Genomic DNA, 13,809 nt, shown 5'->3' on the forward strand with positions numbered 1-13,809 from the left:
GTCGCCCTGTGACCCGGCGACTCTAGCGGGCCACACTGACATGTCCGCGTCCTGCGCAGGTCCGGTACTGCGGTTGGAGTACGCAGACGGGGGCGCCTACGCCCCGGGGAGGGCCCGCGGTTCGGTCCCCGGTCGACAACTCCCCGACAGTTTCACCCCGTACCGTTGAAGCATGGATCTTCGACCGCCCCGTCTGCGAGGGCTGCTTCGGGGGCCCCGGAGGCTACTGGCCGCCGGGGCCGCCGTCGTCGTACTCGCCGGCGCCGGCACATGGACGGCGGCCGTCGCCTCCGACGACGCACCGCAGGTACACCGCGCCGACCGGCTGATGGCCGTGGACGGGGTGAAGCTGGACACCTCCTACTTCACCGCCGGCGGCTCGGGGCGCCGCCCCGCCGTCCTCCTCGGGCACGGCTTCGGCGGCAGCAAGGACGACGTCCGGCAGCAGGCCGAGAAGCTCGCCCGCGACGGATACGCGGTGCTGACCTGGTCCGCGCGCGGCTTCGGCGAGTCCACCGGCAAGATCGGCCTGAACGACCCGAAGGGCGAGGTCGCCGACGTCTCGAAGCTGATCGACTGGCTGGCCGAGCAGCCGCAGGTCCAGCTCGACAAGGCCGGCGACCCGCGCGTCGGTGTGGCCGGCGCCTCCTACGGCGGCGCGATCTCCCTGCTCGCCGCCGGGTACGACGCCCGCGTCGACGCCATCGCCCCCTCGATCACCTACTGGAACCTCGCGGACGCGCTGTTCCCCGACGGCGTCTTCAAGAAGCTGTGGGCCGGCATCTTCTTCAACACCGGCGGCGGCGCGACCCACTTCGAACCCGCGCTGGCCGCGATGTACGACCGGGTGGCCGAGTCCGGCGCCCCCGACGCCGCCGCCCGCAAGCTGCTCGAAGAGCGCTCCCCGTCGGCCGTCGCCGACCGCATCAAGGTCCCCACCCTCCTCATCCAGGGCCAGACCGACTCCCTCTTCACCCTCGCCCAGTCCGACGCCGCCGAGAAGGCGATCCGCGCGAACGGCGCGCCCGTCGACGTCGACTGGATAGCGGGCGGCCACGACGGCGGCGATCTGGAGGCGAGCCGCGTACAGAACCGGGTGCGGTCCTGGTTCGACCGGTATCTGAAGGACGACAAGTCCGCCGACACCGGCCCCGCGTTCCGCGTCACCCGCACCGGAGGAGTCGACTCCACCGACGGCGCCGCCCTGCTCAGGGGCGCGAGCGCGGACAGCTACCCCGGCCTGGAGAGCGGCGGGCGCACCTTCGAGCTGACCGGCCGCCGCGAGGAGCAGTCCTTCGCCAACCCGGCCGGCGCGAGCCCGCCCGCCGTCTCCGCCCTGCCCGGCCTCGGCGGCGGCGGCCTCTCCCAGCTGTCCTCCCTCGGCGTCGGCGTCTCCCTCGACTTCCCCGGCCAGTTCGCCGCCTTCGACTCCGCGCCGGTCACCGGCGACCTGCGCGTCACCGGCTCCCCGACGGTCACCGTCCACGTGAGGTCGACGTCCGACCAGGCCGTCCTCTTCGCCAAGGTCTACGACGTCGGCGCCGACGGCACCCAGCAGGTGCTGCCCTCCCAGCTCGTCGCCCCGGTCCGCGTCGAGGGCGCCAAGGCCGGCAAGGACGTCACGATCACGCTCCCGGCGATCGACCACAAGGTCGACGACGGCCACCGCCTGCGCCTGGTCCTCGCCTCCACCGACCTCGGCTACGCCTCCCCGGTGACCCCAGCGACGTACACCGTGTCCCTGAAGGGCGACCTCAAGGTCCCGACCGCCCCGGCCGTGACGACCGCGGCCGCCCCCCTCCCGTCCTGGGTGTGGTGGCTGCCCCTCGCGGGCGCGGCCGTAGCGCTGGCCCTGCTGCTGACGGCCCGCCGCCGCACCGCCATGCCCGCCCCCGACCCGGCGCTCGCCGAGGTCCCGCTGCAGATCACCGACCTGAGCAAGAAGTACGCGAACGGCGACCGCTACAGCGTCCGCGACCTCTCCTTCCGCGTCGAGAAGGGCCAGGTCCTCGGCCTGCTCGGCCCGAACGGCGCGGGCAAGACGACGACGCTGCGCATGCTGATGGGCCTCATCAAGCCCGACGACGGCGAGATCCGCGTCTTCGGCCACGCCATCCGCCCGGGCGCCCCCGTCCTGTCCCGCGTCGGCTCCTTCGTCGAGGGCGCCGGCTTCCTCCCGCACCTCACCGGCCGGGAGAACCTGGAGCTGTACTGGCAGGCCACCGGCCGCCCCGCCGAGGACGCCCACCTCGCGGAAGCCCTGGAGATCGCCGGCCTCGGCGACGCCCTCGCCCGCGCGGTGCGCACCTACTCCCAGGGCATGCGCCAGCGCCTGGCCATCGCCCAGGCCATGCTGGGCCTGCCGGACCTGCTCATCCTCGACGAACCGACCAACGGCCTCGACCCGCCGCAGATCCGCGAGATGCGCGAGGTGATGATCCGCTACGCGGCCGCCGGCCGCACGGTGATCGTCTCCAGCCATCTCCTGTCCGAGGTCGAGCAGTCCTGCACGCACCTCGTCGTCATGGACCGCGGCAAACTGGTCCAGGCCGGCCCGGTCGCCGAGATCGTCGGCTCCGGCGACACCCTCCTCGTCGGCACCGCCACCCCCGTGGACGAGCCGATCGTCGAGAAGATCGCAGCCCTGCCCGGCGTGGCCTCCGCGGCCCCCGCCGAGGAGGGCCTGCTGGTCCGCCTGGGCGCCGACGGCACCGCCCAGCGCCTGGTCGCCGAACTCGTCCGGCTCGACGTGCCGGTCACCTCGGTCGGCCCGCACCGCCGCCTGGAGGACGCCTTCCTCACCCTGATCGGAGGTTCCGCATGAGCACGCTCACCGAGGTCGCCTCCGGCTACCAGGCAGGCCGCACCCTGCCGCTGCGCGTCGAACTGGTCCGCCAGCTCAAGCGCCGCCGCACGCTGGTCATGGGCGGCATCCTCGCCGCCCTGCCGTTCGTCCTGCTCATCGCGTTCGCGATCGGCGGCGAGCCCGGCGGCCGCAACGGCCAGGTCACCCTGATGGACACGGCCACCGCGTCCGGCGCCAACTTCGCCGCGGTCAACCTGTTCGTGTCGGCGGGCTTCCTGCTCGTCATCCCGGTCGCCCTGTTCTGCGGGGACACGGTCGCCTCGGAGGCCGGCTGGTCCTCCCTGCGCTACCTCCTCGCCGCGCCCGTGCCCCGGGCCCGCCTGCTGTGGTCCAAGCTCGTCGTGGGCCTCGGCCTCAGCCTGGCCGCGATGGTGCTGCTGCCGGTCGTCGCCCTCGCCGTCGGCACCGCCGCCTACGGCTGGGGCCCACTGGAACTCCCCACGGGCGGCTCGCTCGACTCGGGCACGGCGGCCGGACGGCTCGTGGTCGTCGTCGGGTACGTCTTCGTCTCCCAACTGGTCACCGCGGGGCTGGCGTTCTGGCTCTCGACGAAGACCGACGCCCCCCTCGGCGCGGTCGGCGGCGCGGTCGGCCTGACCATCGTCGGCAACGTCCTGGACGCCGTCACGGCCCTCGGCGACTGGCGCGACTTCCTGCCCGCCCACTGGCAGTTCGCCTGGGCCGACGCCGTCCAGCCCACCCCCGAGTGGTCCGGCATGATCCAGGGCACCGCCGTCTCCGTAACGTACGCCCTGGTCCTGTTCGCCCTGGCCTTCCGCGGTTTCGCCCGCAAGGACGTCGTCTCCTAGGTCACCGGAGGATCACCCACCGGTCTCGAAGGCGGGCCTTCGTGCCCACTTCGAGACATATCCGAAACACCCCGTGGCGCACGTTCCGGCCCCCTGCCCCGTCACAGTCACAGTCACAGACGTCGACGGAAACAGGGGGCACAGGACATGAAGACGCACCGCACGCCACGACTGCTCGCGTTCACTGCGGCCGCCGCCCTGCTCCTCACCGGCTGCGGCGCGGGCGACTCCAGCGGCAGCAAGGCCTCGGACGGGGCGCGGGGCGGCAAGGCCTTCCCCGCGCCGAGCGCGCCCCGCGGCACCGAGGACGACGCGGCCGAGAACGACAAGGTCGACACCGACCACCTCTCCACCTTCGCCCTCGACGTCGACACGGCGTCCTACGGCTACGCCCGCCGCACCCTCGCCGACGGCCGCCGCCCCGACCCCTCGACCATCCGCCCCGAGGAGTTCGTCAACAGCTTCCGCCAGGACTACGAACGCCCCGACGGCAACGGGTTCTCGGTCACCGTCGACGGCGCCCGCACCGGCGACGACGACTGGTCCCTGGTCCGCGTAGGCCTCGCCACCCGCACCGCCAAGAAGCAGGGCGAACGCCCGCCCGCCGCCCTCACCTTCGTCATCGACGTCTCCGGCTCGATGGGCGAACCAGGCCGCCTGGACCTGGCCAAGTCCTCCCTGGACACGATGACCGACCGCCTGCGCGACGACGACTCCGTGGCGATCGTCACCTTCAGCGGCGAGGCCAGGACCGTCCTGCCCATGACCCGCCTCGGCGACCACGGCCGCGACCGCGTCCATGACGCCGTGGGCGGCCTGGAACCCGACGACTCCACCAACCTCGGCGCCGGCGTAGAGACCGGCTACGCCACCGCCGTCGAGGGGCTGCGCAAGGGCGCTACCAACCGCGTCGTCCTCATCTCCGACGCCCTCGCCAACACCGGGGACACCGACCCCGACGCCATCCTGGAACGCATCGACACCGCCCGCCGCGAACACGGCATCACCCTCTTCGGCGTCGGCGTCGGCAGCGACTACGGCGACGCCCTGATGGAACGCCTCGCAGACAAGGGCGACGGCCACACCGCCTACGTCGCCACCGAGGACGACGCGACCAAGGTCTTCTCCACCGACCTCCCGCAGAACGTCGACCTCACCGCCCGCGACGCCAAGGCCCAGGTCGCCTTCGACCCCGAGACGGTCGCCGACTTCCGCCTCGTCGGCTACGACGACCGCCGCGTCGCCGACGACGACTTCCGTAACGACCGCGTCGACGGCGGCGAGATCGGCCCCGGCCACACGGTCACCGCCCTCTACGCCGTCCGCACCAAGCCGGGCGCCGACGGCCACCTCGCCACCGCCACCGTCCGCTGGCTCGACCCCGACACCCGCACCCCGCACGAGACCACCGGCCAGCTGGAGACCGGCGCCCTGCACGACGACCTCGCCGACGCGTCCGCCCGCTTCCAGGTCACCGCCACCGCCGCCTACTTCGCCGACGCCCTGCGCGAGGGCGACCACCGCCTCCCGGACGCCCCCGGCCTGTCCGAACTCGCCGACCGCGCCGACGCGTTGGCCAGGAAAACCGAGGACAAGCAGGTGAGCGACCTCGCCGCCGCGATCGGCCGCGCACGCCGACTCGGCGTCTAGGGCCGCACCCACGACGACACGCGAAACGGCGGGCCGCCGGAGAACCGGTGACCCGCCGTCGCGGTACGTCAGGGGGTGGCTCAGTGGTTGCCCGCGCCGTTGCCCGCCAGGACCGAGATGTCGTCCAGGATGTGCGACAGCGGCTCGTCGCCCTTGGCCTGGGTGCTGTTCTCGACACACTGCTGGTTCTGCGGGGAGGACAGGACGTTGATGTCCTGGACGTTGATCGGGACGGCGCCGACGAGGCCCTGCAGGCCGATCTTGGCGGGCAGGCCGATGCACGGCTTGTTCAGCGAACCCTGGACTAGCGAGAGCTGCGGGCTCTTGTTGCCGAAGGTGGCCGAGTTGCCGAACTCCGACGAGGCGCCGTTGCCGCTGGCGGACGTGGTGCCGCTGTCGTCACCGATGGCGAGGGCCTGGGGCGCGCTCACCACCGCAAGACCGGCGACGGAGACGGCGAGGGCCGCGGTTGCCCACAGCTTCTTCATGTTCGTTCCCTTCGAAAAGGCGGACTCCGGGGGAGGAGCTGCGTGATCACCAACGCGCCGCCGCCGCCCGGGGTTGCGTGCTGTGCCCCGATCGGCCCAGCGCATGGCGTGCGACGGCGGCGCGCCCCTCACGCGCACGCGTACGAGCTCCCGCGCACCGCCACCGTGCTGCCCAGGACGGTCGGCGGGTCGTTCGGCACCGGGTCCGCCCCCTTCGCCACCAGCGGCCGGTCCTCGCGCACCTGCGCGAAGAGCGCGTCCGTGCGCTTCCGGTCCCAGACCAGCGCCGCGCCGATGCCCAGCTCGGGCGGGGTGAACCCGGAGATCGGCACGGTCGTGAACTCCGTCGCCGAGGCCGGCACCCTGCGCAGTACGGTCGCCAGCTTCACCAGCTCGGCGACCTTGAAGCCCTGGGGGCCCGACCCGAGCAGCGTGCGCACCAGGTGCCGCGTGCGCGCCGGGTCGGTGAGCAGCCTGCCCGCCTGGAGCCCCCGCAACGCCTGGACGAGGAACCGCTGCTGACGCTGGATCCGGCCCAGGTCGGCACTGTCGTCGACATGGCGCGAGCGGACGTACTGCAGAGCCTGCCCGCCGCGGAGCCGGTGCGTGCCGGGTGCGAGGTCGAGCTTGGTCGCGGAGTCCTTGAGCCGCCGCGGTGTGCACACCTCGACGCCGCCGGCCTCGTCCACGCTGTCGATGAACCGCCGGAAGTCCACCTGGACGAACCGGTCGATGCTCAGCTTGGTCATCGACTCGACGGTCCGGATCGCGAGCTCCGCGCCGCCCTCCTGATAGGCCGCGTTGATCTTCGCCGGATGGGCGGGCCGTTTCACGCCGCCCGCCCCGGCGCGGTACGGCGGGATCTCCGCGGCGGAGTCGCGGGGCACACCGATCACGCTGACGCGGTCCCGGCGGGCCGAGAGATGGACCAGCATCAGGACGTCCGAGCAGCCGCAGGGCTGACCGCCGGCGTGGAACTCGTGATGCTCGGCCGCGCTGGTGGTGTCCCGTTCGTCGGTGCCCATCAGCAGGATGTTCATCGCGCGCGGAGCGGGTTCCCGGCCGGGCAGCGCCGAACTGCCGAGCAGCCCGCCGGCGGCGGCCAGGACGATTCCGGGAATCGCCAGCCGACGTGGCCAAAGGTTTCTCTTCCTCGTCATCCGCCGCACGCTAGAACAGCGGGCCGCCGATGATTCGGCGGCCCGCTGTCCGGGCGGAGAAACCACCCCGGGGCTCAGGAAAAGAACCCGTTCAGCGCGTCGGCTCAGCGGTTGGCCGCACCGTTGCCCGCGAGCACGGCGATGTCGTCCAGGATGTGCGAAAGGGCCTCGTCGCCCTTGGCCTGGGTGGAGTTCTCGACGCACTGCTGGTTCTGCGGGGAGGACAGGACGTTGATGTCCTGGACGTTGATCGGGACGGCGCCGAGGAGGCCCTGCAGGCCCACCTTGGCGGGCAGGCCGATGCACGGCTTGTTGAAGGAGCCCTGGATGAGCGCCAACTGGGGGCTCATGTTGCCGTACGTGGCGGAGTTGCCGAACGCCTGGTACGCGCCGTTGCCGCTGGCCGAGGTGGTGCCGCTGTCGTTGCCGATGGCGAGCGCCGGGGCTGCTACGACGGCGGAGGCGCCTACGGCGGAAGCGGCGACCGCAGCGGTGGCCAGTACCTTCTTGATCACTTGTAAGTCCCTTCGTGAGAACCCCGTCCACCGGAGCGTGCTGATTAACTCCCTGCCCCCTGTCTGGTTGCCCCTTTTCACTCCGATGGCCTATTGAGGCGAACCCCCCTTCGGCCGGATGGGGAAAACCGATCGGGTGAAGGACCGCAACCAATCCGGGCGCGCCCGGTTGGTTCGGTGGCAGGCACATGGTCCTGGCCGGGAGCCAGGACAGGGAAAGGAATAGCGAAATGCTGAAGAAGGCAATGGCCGCGGCGGCGGTCGCCGCTTCCGTCGTCGGTATGTCCGCGGCGGTCGCCCCCCAGGCGCTTGCCATCGGGGATGACGCGGGCACCACCTCCGCCAGCGGCAACGGGGCGCACGAGGCGTTCGGGAACTCGGTGACCAAGGGCAACATGAGCCCGCAGGCCACCCTGGTCCAGGGTTCGCTGAACAAGCTGTGTGTCGGTCTGCCCCTCAAGGTGGGCGTGCAGGGCCTCGTCGGCGCCGTCCCGATCAACGTCCAGGACATCAACGTCCTGTCCTCCCCGCAGAACCAGCAGTGCGCCGAGAACTCCACCCAGGCCAAGGGTGACGAGCCGCTGTCGCACATCCTGGACGACATCTCCGCGCTCTCGGGCAACGGTGTGGCCAACCGCTGACGTTCGCCGCTGCTGTCCGTCGGACCGCCCGTTCGTTTCCGGCGGGCCGTCCGGCGGCGGTCTGTGCGGAGAAGCGTTTCTTCTCCAGTGGGCCTGACGCATCAATCATGTGAAGGCGTTCGAGTGAATTCCTCGGCGACGCGCGTTCCTGAGTTTCTTCGAATGTCTATCTCTCGTTTGCAGCCTGCGAGTCATGGTGCGAGCCGTTCCAGTCGTCTCGCTCAGTTTCGACCGTCATCCAGGCGTGACCGCAGAGAAGGGAAACTCATGAAGCAGAGCGCTGCTGTTGTCGCGGGTCTGATCCTGGCGCTGGGCGTGGCCGCTCCCGCCTTCGCCGACGCGGATGCCAACGGTGCCGCCATCGGCTCTCCCGGCGTGCTGTCGGGCAACGTCGTCCAGATCCCGATCCACATCCCGATCAACGTGTGCGGCAACTCGATCAACGCCATCGCGCTGCTGAACCCGACCGGTGGCAACGTCTGCATCAACGACTGACGACGCGACACACCAGCTGTACGGCTGGGGCGAGGGCCGGTCTTGGACGACTCCGTGTGGTCCGAGGCCGGCTCTTCCCACTTCTCCGAGCAGGAAGACAACGAGATTGCGACAGACCCTGAGCAGGGGAATGGTCGCGGCCGCAGCCGCGACGAGCGTTCTGTCCCTGTGCGGGGGCGGCTACGCCCTCGCCGACTCGCAGGCCGACGGCGCCGCCAAGGGTTCGCCCGGAGTCCTGTCGGGCGACACCGTCCAGGCGCCGGTGGACATCCCGGTGAACGTGTGCGGCAACTCGGTCGACGTCGTCGCCGCACTCGACCCCGCCTTCGGCAACACCTGCGCCAACCACTCCGGCGACCACAAACCCCGCCCCCACGAAACCCGGCACAACGACGACGCCCCGGCCCCCGCGACCCCCGGCCAGAGCGACCAGGCGCACGACGACTCCGGGTATAGGGACCAGGGGTATGGCGACTCCGGGTATGGGGACTCCGGGTATAGGGACTCCGGGTATAGGGACCAGGGGTACGGGGACTCCGGGTATGGCGACTCCGGGTACGGGGACTCCGGGTATGGCGACTCCGGGTACGGGGGCCACGGTCCGGGTGAGGACTGCGGGGGCTATGGCGATACCTGCGGCGGCGGGGGACACACGACTTCGCCGCCGGGCGGCGGTCACGTGACGCCCCCGCCCGGTGGCGGTCACCCGACCCCGCCTCCCGGCGGAGGGCACTCGTCTCCGCCTCCCGGCGGCGGTGGTGGTGCTCCGCCCGGTGGGGAGCACTCGTCCCCGTCTCCCGGCGGCGGCACGCACACCCCGCCGGAGTTGGCGCACACCGGCGGTGACAGTGCGGCTCTGCTGGGCGCCTCGGGTGTCAGCGCGTTGCTCATCGGGGGCGGCGCCGTCCTGTACCGGCGAGGCAGGGCAGCGTCCCGTCGCTGAACGTGCCGGGTGCCGGACGCCCTCGCGGCCGGCACCCGTGCGCCACCTCGCTCAGCCCCGTACGGCCTCCGTCGCCCCGTGCCGGCCCGGCGCCGGGATCGCGCCGCTCGGCACGCCCGTGCGCAGCCGGCGCCGGACGCCTCGGACAAGAGCGCCCGCGGTGAACGTCGCGCCGTGGACGAAACGCATCGCCGGGCCGAAGCCCGCCGCCGTCACCAGGCCGGCCATGAACAGGCCGGGGTGGGACGACTCGAAGTCCCGGCCCACCTCGGGGGAGCCGTCGGCCACCGTGGCCAGCGCGCCGCGCAGCTCGCCGGAGAGCAGTCCGAGCCGGTCGCGGGTCGCCTTGAAGCCGGTGGCCGCGATCACATGCTCGGTCTCGAAGGAGTCCGCTCCCGTCACCTCCAGCCGTACCCCGCCCGGCACGGCCCGCGCCCCTGTCACCTCGTGGTCGAGGCGCACCTCCACGGAGCCCTCGACCCGGTCCCGCACCCACCACGCGCCGGCCGGTCCGAGCGCCGTCGCCGCGATCCGCGCCCGGGTCGGCTCCGGGAGCCGGCGGTACAGGCCGGGCCGCTCGGCGTAGAACCAGTTGCGCCAGCCGGGGCCCAGACCGCTGTGCGGGGAGCGGGCCGACTGCCACCACGGGCGCTCCCAGGGCGGCGGCACATCGTTCCAGGACAGCCGGTCGGCGCGGGCCAACACCCTTACCCGGGTGTCCTGTTCGGCGAGCAGGGCGGCCGTCTCCAGGGCCGCCTGGCCGCCGCCGATCACCGTGACGTCCCGGCCGCGGAAGCGCCCGAGGTCGCCGTGGTGGCTGCTGTGCGTGACCAAGCCGGGGGTAAGGCCGCGCAGGGCGGCCGGGATCTCGACGAACGGCATCACACCGACGGCGAGGGCGACCGTCCGGGCCTGGACGCTCTCGCCGTCCTCGGTGACCGCCTCGAAGCCGCCCGGCACGGCGGTGATCCGGGTGACCGTGCGCTCGTCGACGTCCGGGACGGCGTTGCGGGCGAACCACAGGCCGTACTCGGCGAACATCTCGACCGGGATGGGCTCCCCGTGCCGGGCCGTGACGCCCTGGGTCTCGCAGTAGACGTCGAGTCGCCAGCGGGCCGCGGGGTCGGAGAGGTTGGAGGCCCATGGCTCGGACTTGAGGAACATCCCGCCCGGCATGTTGTCGCGCCAGGAGGCCATCGGCCGGCCGAAGACGCGCAGGCTCAGCCCGGCGGCCGCGGCGTGGGACGCGATGGACAGGCCGTACGGGCCCGCGCCCACCACCAGCAGGTCGTACATCAGCAACTGCTCGCTTTCTCGTCGTCGGTCGGTTCGATCGGTTCGGTCGTTTTGGCCAGGTCGGCCAGGTCGGCCAGGTCGGTCAGATCAGCCAGGTCGGTCAGGTCGGTCCGGGACGCCGGGGGCGGGGGTGCCTGGCGGATGACGCGGGGGCCCGCTCCGACCGTGCTCGGCGGGCCGAGCCGACGCGCCCGGTCGAGCAGTCGGCGGGCGACATGGGAGCCCCACAGGCCCCACATGGCCCGGCCCGGTGCGGTGTCGTCGGTCGCGTGCCAGGCCAGCTCGCGGCCGGCGCGCGCCGGCCGTAGCGCGGCCAGCGGCGCGTAGTTCTCCACCACGAACGACCGCCCCGGCAGCGGCGCCCCGGCGGGCAGCGGACGGTGCGTCAGATCCAGATGCTGGGCGCGTACGACGTCCAGCCCCGCGCCGTCGGCGAAGAGCCGGAACTGGGCGCCGGGGCGCGGGTTGAAGTCGAGCAGGTGGTAGTCGCCCGTCTGGCCGCAGCGGCGGAAGTCGAGGTCGAAGATGCCCCGGTAGCCGAGGTGGCCGGTGAGCCGCTCGGCCAGCGTCCGCACCTGCGGGTTCTCGGTCCACTCGCCCACCGCGGTGAGGCCCGCGCCGCGCGGCCAGGCGCACAGCTTGCGGCCCGGGCCGCCGCCGCCGACCGCGCCGGAGCGGTCGACGTACCCGTGGAAGAACCAGTCGCGGTCCGGCCCCGGCGGCAGGAAGGTCTGCAGCAGCAGCCGGCTGCCGGCGTCCTCGGTGCGCAGGAACAGATCGCGCGCCTCCTGTGGGGAGCGCACCACGACCGTGCTGCGCAGTCCCGAGTCGGCGGGCAGCAGCCAGGGGCGGCTCCACTTCGCCACCACCGGCAGGCCGAGCCGCCAGGCGGCGGAGGCGGCCTGCGTCGCGCTGTCGGGGACGACCGTGAGCGGGTGCGGCACGTCCGCCGCCGCGCACAGATCGGCCAGTTCGGCTTTGTCGGCGACCCGTTCGGGCACCGCGCCGGGCTGTTGCGGCAGCAGGTAGGCGGGCGCCAGCTCCGCGCGCAGTCGGCCCACCGCGACCGCGCCCGCGTCGTCCATGGGGATCAGGACGGCGGGCCGTTCGATGCGGGCGGCCACCCGCATCAGGACGGCGGCGATGTCGTCGGGGGTGGCGCCGGGTGGCGGCGGGGGATGCAACTCGCGGACGAAACGGGATGTGCGTACGGGGCTTCCCGTGGCGTCGGCGACCACGTGCACGTCGATTCCGGCTCTGCCGAGCGAGCGCACGGCACCCAGCGTTCCGTGGTGAAAGGGATTCCGGTCGATCCGCAGGAGAACGGCGGGGACGCGGGTGTCGAGCAGCGACTCGGGCATTTTTCTCCGGGTCCTTCGGTTCGGTTCGGTTCACCGATTCGGGCGATCGAGGCGCTCAAAAGCCCTAACGGGGGTGGCGAGATTCCTTTTCTTGTGACTTTCATATGACAGAGTGTCAGTAATGCGCGGGCAGTGCGCGTTACGCGAGAGTGGAGAAAGGAGCAGGCATGGCCCCACAGCAGCGACGCGCGCGCACCCGGCGGCTGGCCGTCGTCACGGCGGCGGTCGCGGCCTCGGCCGCCCTGGCGTCCGGACCTGGATTCGCCGCGGGCGCGGGGGTGGTGCGGGTCGCCGATCCTCCCGCTCCCACCCCGACCGTCCCGACCGTCCCGAACATCCCGGCGCCCGCGGTCGTCGCACCGGCGCCCGTGGCGTCCGACCCGGTCGTCCCCGTGCCGAGTACGACGCCTGCGGCCCAGGTCACCCCGGCCGTACCGGCCGCACCGGTGACGCCGGTGGCCCCGGCGTCCGTGTCCCCGCAGGCGTCGGCGTCCCCGGCGGAGACCTCCACCCCGGTCCCCACCGCCACCACCCTGCCCGCGAAGGTCACCCCCGCCTTCGGCGCCTACCTCGACTACGGAGCCCGGGGCGTGGCCCGTATCGCCCAGCTCAGCAACTGGCTGGGCGGCGCCGAGCTGCGCGTCGGCCACACCTACCTGCCGGGCGACCGCTGGCGCAACATCGAGGGCCAGCCCGGCTTCCTCGACGCGTGGGCGCGCTGGCGGCTGGCGAAGGACGACCGGATGTTCGTCCTCAACGTGCCCATGATGCAGCGCAACGAGGAGGGCGTGTCCGACACCGAGGTGGGCAGGCTGCTGCGGCTGGGCGCGGCCGGGGAGTTCGATCACCACTTCAGGACTCTCGCCGAACGGCTCGTCGCGCTGAAGGTGCCGGACACGGTGATCGTGCTCGGCTGGGAGATGAACGGCATCACGTACACCCATCGCTGCGGGCCGGACCCGGAGGCCTGGAAGAAGTACTGGAACAGGATCGTCTCCACGATGCGTTCGGTGCCGGGCCAGAAATTCAGGTTCGACTTCACGCCGAGCCGCGGCAAGGACGCCGTTCCCTGGACCCAGTGCTATCCGGGGGACGACACCGTCGACATCATCGGAATGGACTCGTACGACCAGCCGACCGGGCTTTCCTTCGACGAGCAGGTGAAAGAACCCTACGGGCTCCAGGAACACGTGGAATTCGCCAGAACCCACGGCAAGCCCATTTCCTATCCCGAATGGGGACTCTTCCGCAACGGTGACAACGCCGAATACATGCGGCGCATGCTCGCCTGGATGGACGAGCACAAACCGCTGTACAACACGCTGACCGACTACTGCCCGCACGGCGTCTGGCAGTGCCGGCAGAACCCGCAGTCGTCCGCGGTGTACCGCTCGCTCCTGTCCGGCCGCACCGACGACCCGACCACGACGACCCCGGTGCCCACGGACCCCACCACGCAACCGCCCACGACCGAACCCCCGGTGAACTGCGCGCCGATGGACCTCGGCGACTGGGTCGAGTACTGGCTCGGCGGCAAGCTCTGCGTCCGCCTGGACTGGTTCTCGCGCAGCCGGTGAACCGCGGT

Annotated in this window: 12 protein-coding genes; 7 read left to right on the plus strand and 5 right to left on the minus strand. The window is 72.2% G+C overall.

Annotation, left to right across the window (positions count from 1 at the left end; genetic code table 11):
* Positions 1-172 precede the first annotated feature (172 nt).
* The 3 genes from B5557_RS28575 (at position 173) to B5557_RS28585 (ending at position 5,325) form a co-directional block, all read left to right on the plus strand.
* On the plus strand, positions 173-2,824 hold the full coding sequence (locus B5557_RS28575) for an alpha/beta fold hydrolase (protein WP_079662145.1): 2,652 nt from the start codon (positions 173-175) through the stop codon (positions 2,822-2,824).
* The gene (locus tag B5557_RS28580; protein ID WP_079662146.1) at positions 2,821-3,675 is read left to right on the plus strand and encodes an ABC transporter permease; all 855 of its coding nucleotides are present in this window, start codon (positions 2,821-2,823) and stop codon (positions 3,673-3,675) included. Before B5557_RS28575 ends, B5557_RS28580 begins: the two co-directional genes overlap by 4 nt.
* Before the next feature lie 147 nt (positions 3,676-3,822).
* Positions 3,823-5,325, plus strand: coding sequence for a vWA domain-containing protein (locus tag B5557_RS28585; protein WP_079662147.1), 1,503 nt, complete (start codon positions 3,823-3,825; stop codon positions 5,323-5,325).
* An 80-nt stretch (positions 5,326-5,405) separates the two neighbouring features.
* Here the strand turns inward: B5557_RS28585 and B5557_RS28590 are convergent, their stop codons facing one another.
* From B5557_RS28590 to B5557_RS28600, 3 genes are all read right to left on the minus strand, one after another.
* Positions 5,406-5,813, minus strand: coding sequence for a rodlin (locus B5557_RS28590; protein ID WP_079662148.1), 408 nt, complete (start codon positions 5,811-5,813; stop codon positions 5,406-5,408).
* Positions 5,814-5,941: 128 nt separating this feature from the next.
* Entirely contained in the window at positions 5,942-6,973 is a 1,032-nt protein-coding gene (locus B5557_RS28595) for an LCP family protein (RefSeq protein WP_079662149.1), read from the minus strand.
* Positions 6,974-7,077: 104 nt separating this feature from the next.
* Entirely contained in the window at positions 7,078-7,488 is a 411-nt protein-coding gene (locus tag B5557_RS28600) for a rodlin (protein WP_079662150.1), read from the minus strand.
* Positions 7,489-7,718: 230 nt separating this feature from the next.
* Between B5557_RS28600 and B5557_RS28605 the strand changes: the two genes are divergently transcribed.
* The 3 genes from B5557_RS28605 (at position 7,719) to B5557_RS28615 (ending at position 9,567) form a co-directional block, all read left to right on the plus strand.
* The gene (locus B5557_RS28605; RefSeq protein ID WP_079662151.1) at positions 7,719-8,129 is read left to right on the plus strand and encodes a rodlin; all 411 of its coding nucleotides are present in this window, start codon (positions 7,719-7,721) and stop codon (positions 8,127-8,129) included.
* A 267-nt stretch (positions 8,130-8,396) separates the two neighbouring features.
* Positions 8,397-8,624, plus strand: coding sequence for a chaplin (locus tag B5557_RS28610; RefSeq protein ID WP_079662152.1), 228 nt, complete (start codon positions 8,397-8,399; stop codon positions 8,622-8,624).
* 130 nt (positions 8,625-8,754) lie between these two features.
* On the plus strand, positions 8,755-9,567 hold the full coding sequence (locus tag B5557_RS28615; RefSeq protein ID WP_173877865.1) for a chaplin: 813 nt from the start codon (positions 8,755-8,757) through the stop codon (positions 9,565-9,567).
* Positions 9,568-9,618: 51 nt separating this feature from the next.
* Here the strand turns inward: B5557_RS28615 and B5557_RS28620 are convergent, their stop codons facing one another.
* Together B5557_RS28620 and B5557_RS28625 are read right to left on the minus strand one after the other, a co-directional pair.
* Entirely contained in the window at positions 9,619-10,863 is a 1,245-nt protein-coding gene (locus tag B5557_RS28620) for an FAD-dependent oxidoreductase (RefSeq protein WP_079662154.1), read from the minus strand.
* On the minus strand, positions 10,863-12,224 hold the full coding sequence (locus B5557_RS28625) for a carboxylate--amine ligase (protein ID WP_079662155.1): 1,362 nt from the start codon (positions 12,222-12,224) through the stop codon (positions 10,863-10,865). The genes B5557_RS28620 and B5557_RS28625 overlap by 1 nt, the downstream gene beginning before the upstream one ends.
* 167 nt (positions 12,225-12,391) lie before the next feature.
* On the opposite strand from B5557_RS28625, the gene B5557_RS28630 reads away from it, so the two are divergent.
* Positions 12,392-13,801, plus strand: a complete 1,410-nt coding sequence (locus B5557_RS28630) for a glycoside hydrolase family 26 protein (RefSeq protein ID WP_173877744.1) — start codon at positions 12,392-12,394, stop codon at positions 13,799-13,801.
* The last annotated feature ends 8 nt before the right edge of the window (positions 13,802-13,809 follow it).

Origin of the sequence: Streptomyces sp. 3214.6 (assembly GCF_900129855.1) — a bacterium.
GTDB classification, from domain to species: Bacteria; Actinomycetota; Actinomycetes; order Streptomycetales; family Streptomycetaceae; genus Streptomyces; species Streptomyces soliscabiei.

Excerpts from the sequence above, each read along its gene's own strand:
- B5557_RS28575 (WP_079662145.1), top strand. The coding sequence starts at position 173 with ATGGATCTTCGACCGCCCCGTCTGCGAGGGCTGCTTCGGGGGCCCCGG.
- B5557_RS28580 (WP_079662146.1), top strand. The coding sequence starts at position 2,821 with ATGAGCACGCTCACCGAGGTCGCCTCCGGCTACCAGGCAGGCCGCACC.
- B5557_RS28585 (WP_079662147.1), top strand. The coding sequence starts at position 3,823 with ATGAAGACGCACCGCACGCCACGACTGCTCGCGTTCACTGCGGCCGCC.
- B5557_RS28590 (WP_079662148.1), bottom strand. The coding sequence starts at position 5,813 with ATGAAGAAGCTGTGGGCAACCGCGGCCCTCGCCGTCTCCGTCGCCGGT.
- B5557_RS28595 (WP_079662149.1), bottom strand. The coding sequence starts at position 6,973 with ATGACGAGGAAGAGAAACCTTTGGCCACGTCGGCTGGCGATTCCCGGA.
- B5557_RS28605 (WP_079662151.1), top strand. The coding sequence starts at position 7,719 with ATGCTGAAGAAGGCAATGGCCGCGGCGGCGGTCGCCGCTTCCGTCGTC.
- B5557_RS28610 (WP_079662152.1), top strand. The coding sequence starts at position 8,397 with ATGAAGCAGAGCGCTGCTGTTGTCGCGGGTCTGATCCTGGCGCTGGGC.
- B5557_RS28615 (WP_173877865.1), top strand. The coding sequence starts at position 8,755 with ATGGTCGCGGCCGCAGCCGCGACGAGCGTTCTGTCCCTGTGCGGGGGC.
- B5557_RS28620 (WP_079662154.1), bottom strand. The coding sequence starts at position 10,863 with ATGTACGACCTGCTGGTGGTGGGCGCGGGCCCGTACGGCCTGTCCATC.
- B5557_RS28625 (WP_079662155.1), bottom strand. The coding sequence starts at position 12,224 with ATGCCCGAGTCGCTGCTCGACACCCGCGTCCCCGCCGTTCTCCTGCGG.
- B5557_RS28630 (WP_173877744.1), top strand. The coding sequence starts at position 12,392 with ATGGCCCCACAGCAGCGACGCGCGCGCACCCGGCGGCTGGCCGTCGTC.